The 6362-nt window shown below is 46.8% G+C and carries 9 protein-coding genes; 5 read left to right on the forward strand and 4 right to left on the reverse strand.

Features of this window, described 5'->3' with window-relative positions:
* Positions 1–8: 8 nt before the first annotated feature.
* The 3 genes from ABEW32_RS00815 to ABEW32_RS00825 are packed head-to-tail and all read left to right on the forward strand — an operon-like array spanning position 9 to position 1610.
* On the forward strand, positions 9–350 hold the full coding sequence (locus ABEW32_RS00815) for a DMT family transporter (protein WP_430183783.1): 342 nt from the start codon (positions 9–11) through the stop codon (positions 348–350).
* Entirely contained in the window at positions 350–664 is a 315-nt protein-coding gene (locus tag ABEW32_RS00820; protein ID WP_063213836.1) for a DMT family transporter, read from the forward strand. Before ABEW32_RS00815 ends, ABEW32_RS00820 begins: the two co-directional genes overlap by 1 nt.
* Positions 665–677: 13 nt before the next feature.
* A complete protein-coding gene (locus ABEW32_RS00825; protein WP_430183785.1) occupies positions 678–1610 on the forward strand; it encodes a 1-phosphofructokinase family hexose kinase in 933 nt (310 codons plus the stop codon).
* Between the two features lie 101 nt (positions 1611–1711).
* Here the strand turns inward: ABEW32_RS00825 and ABEW32_RS00830 are convergent, their stop codons facing one another.
* Positions 1712–2146 carry an Lrp/AsnC family transcriptional regulator gene (locus ABEW32_RS00830; protein ID WP_430183787.1) on the reverse strand — a complete coding sequence of 145 codons (435 nt, stop codon included), beginning with the start codon at positions 2144–2146 and terminating at the stop codon, positions 1712–1714.
* Between the two features lie 158 nt (positions 2147–2304).
* Here ABEW32_RS00830 and ABEW32_RS00835 point away from each other — a divergent pair, with 158 nt between their 5' ends.
* Both ABEW32_RS00835 and ABEW32_RS00840 read left to right on the forward strand, forming a co-directional pair.
* The gene (locus ABEW32_RS00835; protein ID WP_430183789.1) at positions 2305–2766 is read left to right on the forward strand and encodes a VOC family protein; all 462 of its coding nucleotides are present in this window, start codon (positions 2305–2307) and stop codon (positions 2764–2766) included.
* Positions 2767–2937: 171 nt separating this feature from the next.
* A complete protein-coding gene (locus ABEW32_RS00840; protein WP_430183791.1) occupies positions 2938–3402 on the forward strand; it encodes a DUF3592 domain-containing protein in 465 nt (154 codons plus the stop codon).
* 11 nt (positions 3403–3413) lie between these two features.
* On the opposite strand, the gene ABEW32_RS00845 is transcribed toward ABEW32_RS00840, so the two are convergent.
* The 3 genes from ABEW32_RS00845 to ABEW32_RS00855 form a co-directional block, all read right to left on the reverse strand.
* Entirely contained in the window at positions 3414–4028 is a 615-nt protein-coding gene (locus tag ABEW32_RS00845; protein ID WP_430183793.1) for a LysE/ArgO family amino acid transporter, read from the reverse strand.
* 92 nt (positions 4029–4120) lie between these two features.
* Positions 4121–4882, reverse strand: a complete 762-nt coding sequence (gene mobA / locus ABEW32_RS00850; RefSeq protein ID WP_430183795.1) for a molybdenum cofactor guanylyltransferase — start codon at positions 4880–4882, stop codon at positions 4121–4123.
* 135 nt (positions 4883–5017) lie between these two features.
* Positions 5018–6362: S-layer homology domain-containing protein (locus ABEW32_RS00855; RefSeq protein ID WP_430183797.1), on the reverse strand; the 1345-nt coding region annotated here is incomplete at its 5' end.

A 6362-nucleotide genomic window follows, 5' to 3' on the forward strand; every position in this document is an offset into this window, starting at 1 on the left:
ATTTCATCATGAATCGCAGTTGGATTTACGTTTTTGTTGGGGGCCTGATTGAGGTCGTATGGGTATCAGGTTTGAAGCATGCAGATTCTGTACTCACCTGGGCTGTAACTGTGCTGGCTGTAATGACCAGCTTTTATTTAATCATGAAGGCTGCGAAGCGTCTGCCTGTAGGCACGGTGTATGCTGTATTTACTGGACTGGGGACAGGGGGAACCGTTGTAGGCGAAATGCTGGTTTTCGGGGAGCCGTTCCAATGGTCCAAAACGCTGTTAATCGCCCTTTTGCTAGCAGGTGTGATCGGCTTGAAGTTAGTTACCGACCGTGATGCTCAGGAAGGGAGTGGTGCATAATGGCTTGGATCGCATTGGTTATTGCGGGATGCTCGGAAGTGCTTGGAGTTATCGGCATGAAGGGAGTTACGGTCGGCAAGGGGTGGAAGGCTTTGGCACTTATGATTTTATCCTTCATTCTTAGCTTTTCTCTGCTCAGCTACGCTATGAAAAGTTTGCCTATGGGAACTTCCTATGCCGTATGGACAGGTATTGGAACCGTCGGCAGTACGGTTACAGGCATGTTCTTGTATGGCGAGCAAAAAAGTGTACTGCGTGTTTTATTCATCGCCATGATTCTTGCCGCAGCATTGGGCTTAAAGCTGATTTCTTAAGGAGTGATGCCTTGTGATTACCACCGTAACGCTTAACGCGGCTGTAGATAAAATCTACACGGTTGCAGGCTTTGGATTGAATGCCGTCCACCGCATTGAAGACGGCCTGACAGTACCAGGCGGCAAGGGCGTGAATGCCGCTCGTGTCATTCGCACGCTAGGTCAGCCTGTACGGGCGACCGGGTTTGTGGCCGGACACACCGGACGGCTGCTCATCGACGGGTTGAGCGCGGAAGGCGTAGACGCCGATTTCATCGAAACGGCACAAGGGGAAACCCGACTCGCCATTACCGTGCTCGATCCAGCTGCCCGCACGCAGACCGAGCTGATTGAGAGCGGCCCGACCGTTGGGCCGCTCGAACTAGCCGCGCTGCGGCGCAAAATCGCGACCCTTGCCGAGGATTCGGCTTGGGTCGTTCTCTCCGGCAGCCTGCCACCTGGCTGCCCGCCCGATCTGTATGCCGAGTTGTGTACGCTGGCGAAGGAACGCGGCGCGCGGGTGGCGCTGGACGCGAGCGGCGAGGCGCTGCGCTTGGGCTTGCGTGGGAAGCCCGACCTCGTGAAGCCTAACGAGGACGAGGCCGCTCGCTTCGCGGGGATCGACGCCGCGCGCCCGGATGCCGCCGAAGCAGCAGCAGCGCAGCTGTTGGAAGCCGGTGCGCTGCTGGCCGTCATCTCGCTCGGCGCACGCGGGGCACTGGCGGTAACGCGTGATGCACGCTACCGCGTAAGCCTGCCGAACGCGGACATTGTCAGCGCGCTCGGCAGCGGTGACGCCATGGTCGCCGGGCTGGTTAGCGGCGCGGTGGCGGGACTGGAGCTCCCTGCCATGCTACGCCAGGGAGCGGCCTGCGGCACGGCGGCGGCTCTGCACGCCATGGCCGGCAAAATCGAGCTCCAGGACGTGGAGTGTCTGGAGCAGGGAATTATGGTGACGCTGTTATAATTCAGCGTCACTTTTTTATTACATCATTCATTCGCTTATTTAAACCTCGAATAACAGCTTTCTGAATAATTTATATTCCAAATATTCGTTGTCGGATTGGATTACAGCAAAACTCTGTTTTCCAGTATATTTTTCATACAAATATGCGATTTCGAAGGTCCCAGCTTGACTAGCGAATCCTGAAACTCTGCAATTTCCTCTACAGACGCGCTTTGTACCTTAATGAGATAATTAAATTCCCCGCTGATGCGAAACAAATCGGTAACCTCCTTCGCCTCCTTACAAAAATCAATCAACTCTTGGCAATGTTCTGTCTTGACCAGAATAAACGTTGTTGTCCCTCGATTCAGTTCCCGTAAATTAAATACAGCATTATATCCAGAAATAATCCCTCGTTCTTCGAGCTTGGTCATTCTTTCTTTAACGGACGGTTGTGACATCGAAATTTCTTTACTGATTTGGGAAATCGTTATTCGTGCATCATGCTGTAACAATGTCATGATTTTGTAGTCTATCTCGTCTATGTGATGCTGCATCTCAAGTACCTCCTGATTTGAATTTAGAAAGTAATGTTTTTCATCCAAAATAACTTAGGTTTCATAACCAATATAGTATAAAAATCTTATTTTAAATATATATATAGCACATAATTATTCATATAATAAGGTTTACTTACATATAAGGAGGATCTGAAATGAGTGTGAAGGGACTAGCTCATGTGGCCATCCAAGCCCGTGATTATCAAGCAACCATTGCATTTTATACCGAAGTATTGGGGTTTAAAAGCGGACATCACTGGAGTCTCCCGTCCTTTCGGATTCAAGAGGCTTCCATGCTGATCTCACCTGACCAAAGAACCTGTCTTGAAATCTTTGATAACGAAGCCGTCATTCCTGCCCAAGGGAAAAAGGCTGCATCCGAGCAGGATATTGCTCATGGAGCCTTATTACACCTCGCATTTTACGTAGATAATGTGGATGAAATATACCAAAAAGCCCTTGCCCACGGAGCAAAAACCTTTGTGGAACCCAATCAGCTTACACTTGGCGAACCTCCTCTAGTTGTAACCAATGCATTAGTCCATAGCCCTAATGGTGAGGTTATCGAATTTATCGAGGACGTTGATTTTGACATGTCCCTATCCAGCAAAAAGTAGTCCGCACAGCTATTAAAAAAGATCCACTTCCTGGGGAAGCGGATCTTTTTTTATATTCCATTCCTCTGCGCACATAATCTCTATGGAAAAATTAAACTAATCGTGAGTATTTCCGATATATTGATTATCGCTTGATTAAAGGAGTAGATTATCATTTCAATTGATTTCAATGTGTACTGGTTTCATTTTAGCTCCGATCTGCTCATGCCGTTGTTTAGCTTGATCGGTCTGCTGCTCATCTATTTTGGATTCAGGACGATCCGTCGCCATCGTTATCGTAAACGCCACTGGGTTCGTACTAAAGGGCAAATCGTAGATGCTCATATCGAGGTAGATATAGATGTCGTTCCCTTTGACCGTGATGATCCGGTAGATACCAGCTACACCCGCCGATTAAAGGTACGCTTCTATACCGCTTCAGGTGAAGTCGTGGAATTCTGGAATCCTTATAGTACCAATCTCAGCTTCAACCGGGTTGGCAGCAAGATTAAGGTACTATACAATCCGGCCAACCCTCGGGACGCCCGAATTGCTGGCGGTGTAAATGGTGCAGGCTGTCTGGCCTTTATGTTGTTTTTGATCGGTGTCCCCTTTGCTTTGAGCGGGGTATTCGCTTTATTGAAGTTTTTCCTCTAACAAGGATCAGGTCACATACTGGTCATAAAATTTATCGCCATATAAATGGCCAGACCCAAAATAATCAGTGCCGATATTTTGTTGAGCACAGTACCAAACTTTCCTTCTGAATCCATACGTCCTACAAGCCGGCCTGCCGTTGCCAGACCCATAAACCATATCCACGATACTGACACGGCAGCCAGACCGAAAGCCCAACGTTCCACACCGTTATATTGAAGAGAACTGGTTCCAATTACACCAACCGTGTCGAGTATGGCATGTGGATTCAGTAGCGATACCGAGGCGGCAAAAATCATCTGGCGTTTCGGCAGCATCGGCTGACTTTCTCCTGAGGAAGCAGCCTTCGATCTCCAAAGAGTCCAAGCCATATACAGCAAAAACAAACAGCCCGCTGCATAGAGCACATTCGTGAGCCATAGAAATTGCTGCAAAATGAGAGATACTCCCCCAACTGCAAGCGTGATCAGAATGGTGTCACAGACACCCGCTGTAATAACAGCAGGCAGCGCATTGCGGAACCGCGACTGGGACGCCCCCTGATTAAAAACAAATACATTTTGTACCCCTAAAGGCAAAATCAATCCCAATGCCAATAAAACAGCATGAACAATAGCTTCCAGCATGTTATGTACTCCCCCTAAAATCATGATATATCTTTTCACTCATCTTCCACTATTTCTTTCTATCCTTAGGTGAGAGCATTGTTCTGAATTTCTTATTTTTCCAGGTCATCTCTATTCTCTGTTTTTTGCATGGATGGTACGTCTTGTAAACCCTCCAATTGTTTCGCGATAAGCTGGTAATCCTGTGGATAGTTCATGTTAAACACAGCTTGCTTCCACATGTCTAAGCTCGCTCCCGGCCATTCGCCAGCTTTCTCATAACGAACATTCAAGGAGTTCAGCCAGTCGATCAGACGAAGCCGGCCACTCCGCAGGCATTGCTCAGCAGAGGGCAGCACACTTCGATGATATAGCCCCAGCAACGGATGTATACGTCCATCCACAGATGCAATTACCGCCTGTAATTCTGATTGTGTTGACTGAGGCAATAAGTCTTTTCCACAAAATGTTTTTTGCTCTCTTTGGACCTGTTGCTTCCTTTTTTCATTAGCTATCTCTTGGGTAGCTTCCCAGTTTGTTGCGTGTGCAAGTAAAGCATGGAATATCTCTGGTTGCACAAAAGGCATATCGCAGGCTACTACGACTCCCCATTCTGTTTTGGAAGCAGAAAGTCCTGCATGGATACCGCTCAAAGGACCCAAGCCTGGATATAGATCTACCGTTGTTTCCAGCCCAAGCGCCCTATACTGTTGTGAATCCCGAGTCACTACAATAATTCTTCCCGCAACTTTCTCTAGCTCAGCAGCTATCCTCTCCAGTACCGTAACTCCCCCGAACTTGAGCAGTGCTTTGTCCTGTCCCATTCTGCTAGAGCGTCCACCCGCCACAATAATTCCAGTCACCTCCACCACCATCGCACCTCCTTTTTTCTAAAAAACTATCTTGAAACAGCGATAGCTCTAATCATAGCATTTATTATAAAGCATAAAAAAACGGCGATCCCCACGGACCGCCAAAAAAGAGTACTTATTCGTCTAATTTATTGTTCTTTAGTTTGTAAATTTAATCAGTTGCAAAAACCGTTTTAATATCGAAGTTGCTTCTACCCGTGTTGCATGTTGTTTGGGAGCAAGCAGGTCTGGAGACACGCCCTTAATTAACCCTTGCTCTGTAGCCTGCGCCATAGCCTGTTGGGCCCATGGAGAAACAGTAGAAGAATCGCTGTAAACCTCTTTATATTCCTCACTAGAAGGAATGGTATTTAAAGTCTGAACGTAATCTACAGCCTTTTCAGCAATGACCGCAATTTCCTCGCGAGTAATCACCTTTTCTGGTCCAAATGACTGATTCCCGTAACCTCGGATCAGACCTGCATCTATCGCAGCTCCAACACTACCAGCATACCAGGCATCTTCTTTTATATCTGTAAAGTATTTAGGTAATGGCTTTTCCTGCAAACCCAATCCACGGACAAGCAGTGCCACAAATTCAGCTCTTGTTACAGCCCGATTTGGCTCAAAAATATCAGGCTGAACACCTTTGACAATTAGCTTGTTTGCCATCACTCCCACATCTTTTTGCGCCCAATGATTCTCCAGATCCTTAAATTTTTTGTCTGCTGAGACTACAGTATAAATACTGTTATGATTGGATTTGATGATTGCCTCCGTTTGTCCATTTACATTTCGGACCAATACGGGAACAGACGATAAAGCACCTCTCTTAGGATCGAACCATACAGCCACTACATGCTCAGGATCAACTTGAAGCCCCAGAATCAATTTCCGCTCCACGTAATTCCCGAAAAATTCAGTGATCTCTTGATTTCCAGCCATAAGCTTAAAGTCAACCGGATTCACCAAAACATCCGTTAGCCCTGTATCAGCAATAGCTTGTCTTACTTGTGTCCCGTTTTCGTCTGTTAACGACGAAATTTCGACTGTCAGGCTTTCTTCTGGATATAACGAAACCAATTTATCGATCAGTTCAGTAGAAAGAGTAAACTGAGCTACATCTGTCCGTATGCTTATCGGCAGATTTGTGTTTTCTTTCTTGTATTGTTTTAAAAAGGCGGAAGGTATACTTACTTTTGCTGCTTTACTATAGCCTGAAGCATCAACCACCAGTTCTTTCTGGTCAACATTTGTAACATTCAGAGTTTTACTGACATCGGCATTATTTAGCCCCTCTAGCTGAATCGAAGAATTCATATCGACTGTAGATTTAGTATCAGTTAATACTCTTTCTGTGTTTGTCGCAGATTCGGAATTAACAGATAGGAAATCTGATTCAGACGTTTTCTTGTCTTTCGAACGATTCGATCTCCCGCTGTGCTCAGCCCGCGTACGGAACGCCCAGTCCTCTGGCGTATGCATCCCTGCATACGGGTTCATT

It is taken from the genome of Paenibacillus jamilae (assembly GCF_050482105.1).
Classification (GTDB): Bacteria; Bacillota; Bacilli; order Paenibacillales; family Paenibacillaceae; genus Paenibacillus; species Paenibacillus jamilae_B.

Bases quoted from the DNA above. Each gene is read 5' to 3' on its own strand.
- ABEW32_RS00815 (WP_430183783.1), top strand. From the start codon at position 9: ATGAATCGCAGTTGGATTTACGTTTTTGTTGGGGGCCTGATTGAGGTC.
- ABEW32_RS00820 (WP_063213836.1), top strand. From the start codon at position 350: ATGGCTTGGATCGCATTGGTTATTGCGGGATGCTCGGAAGTGCTTGGA.
- ABEW32_RS00830 (WP_430183787.1), bottom strand. From the start codon at position 2,146: ATGCAGCATCACATAGACGAGATAGACTACAAAATCATGACATTGTTA.
- ABEW32_RS00835 (WP_430183789.1), top strand. From the start codon at position 2,305: ATGAGTGTGAAGGGACTAGCTCATGTGGCCATCCAAGCCCGTGATTAT.
- ABEW32_RS00845 (WP_430183793.1), bottom strand. From the start codon at position 4,028: ATGCTGGAAGCTATTGTTCATGCTGTTTTATTGGCATTGGGATTGATT.
- mobA (WP_430183795.1), bottom strand. From the start codon at position 4,882: ATGGTGGTGGAGGTGACTGGAATTATTGTGGCGGGTGGACGCTCTAGC.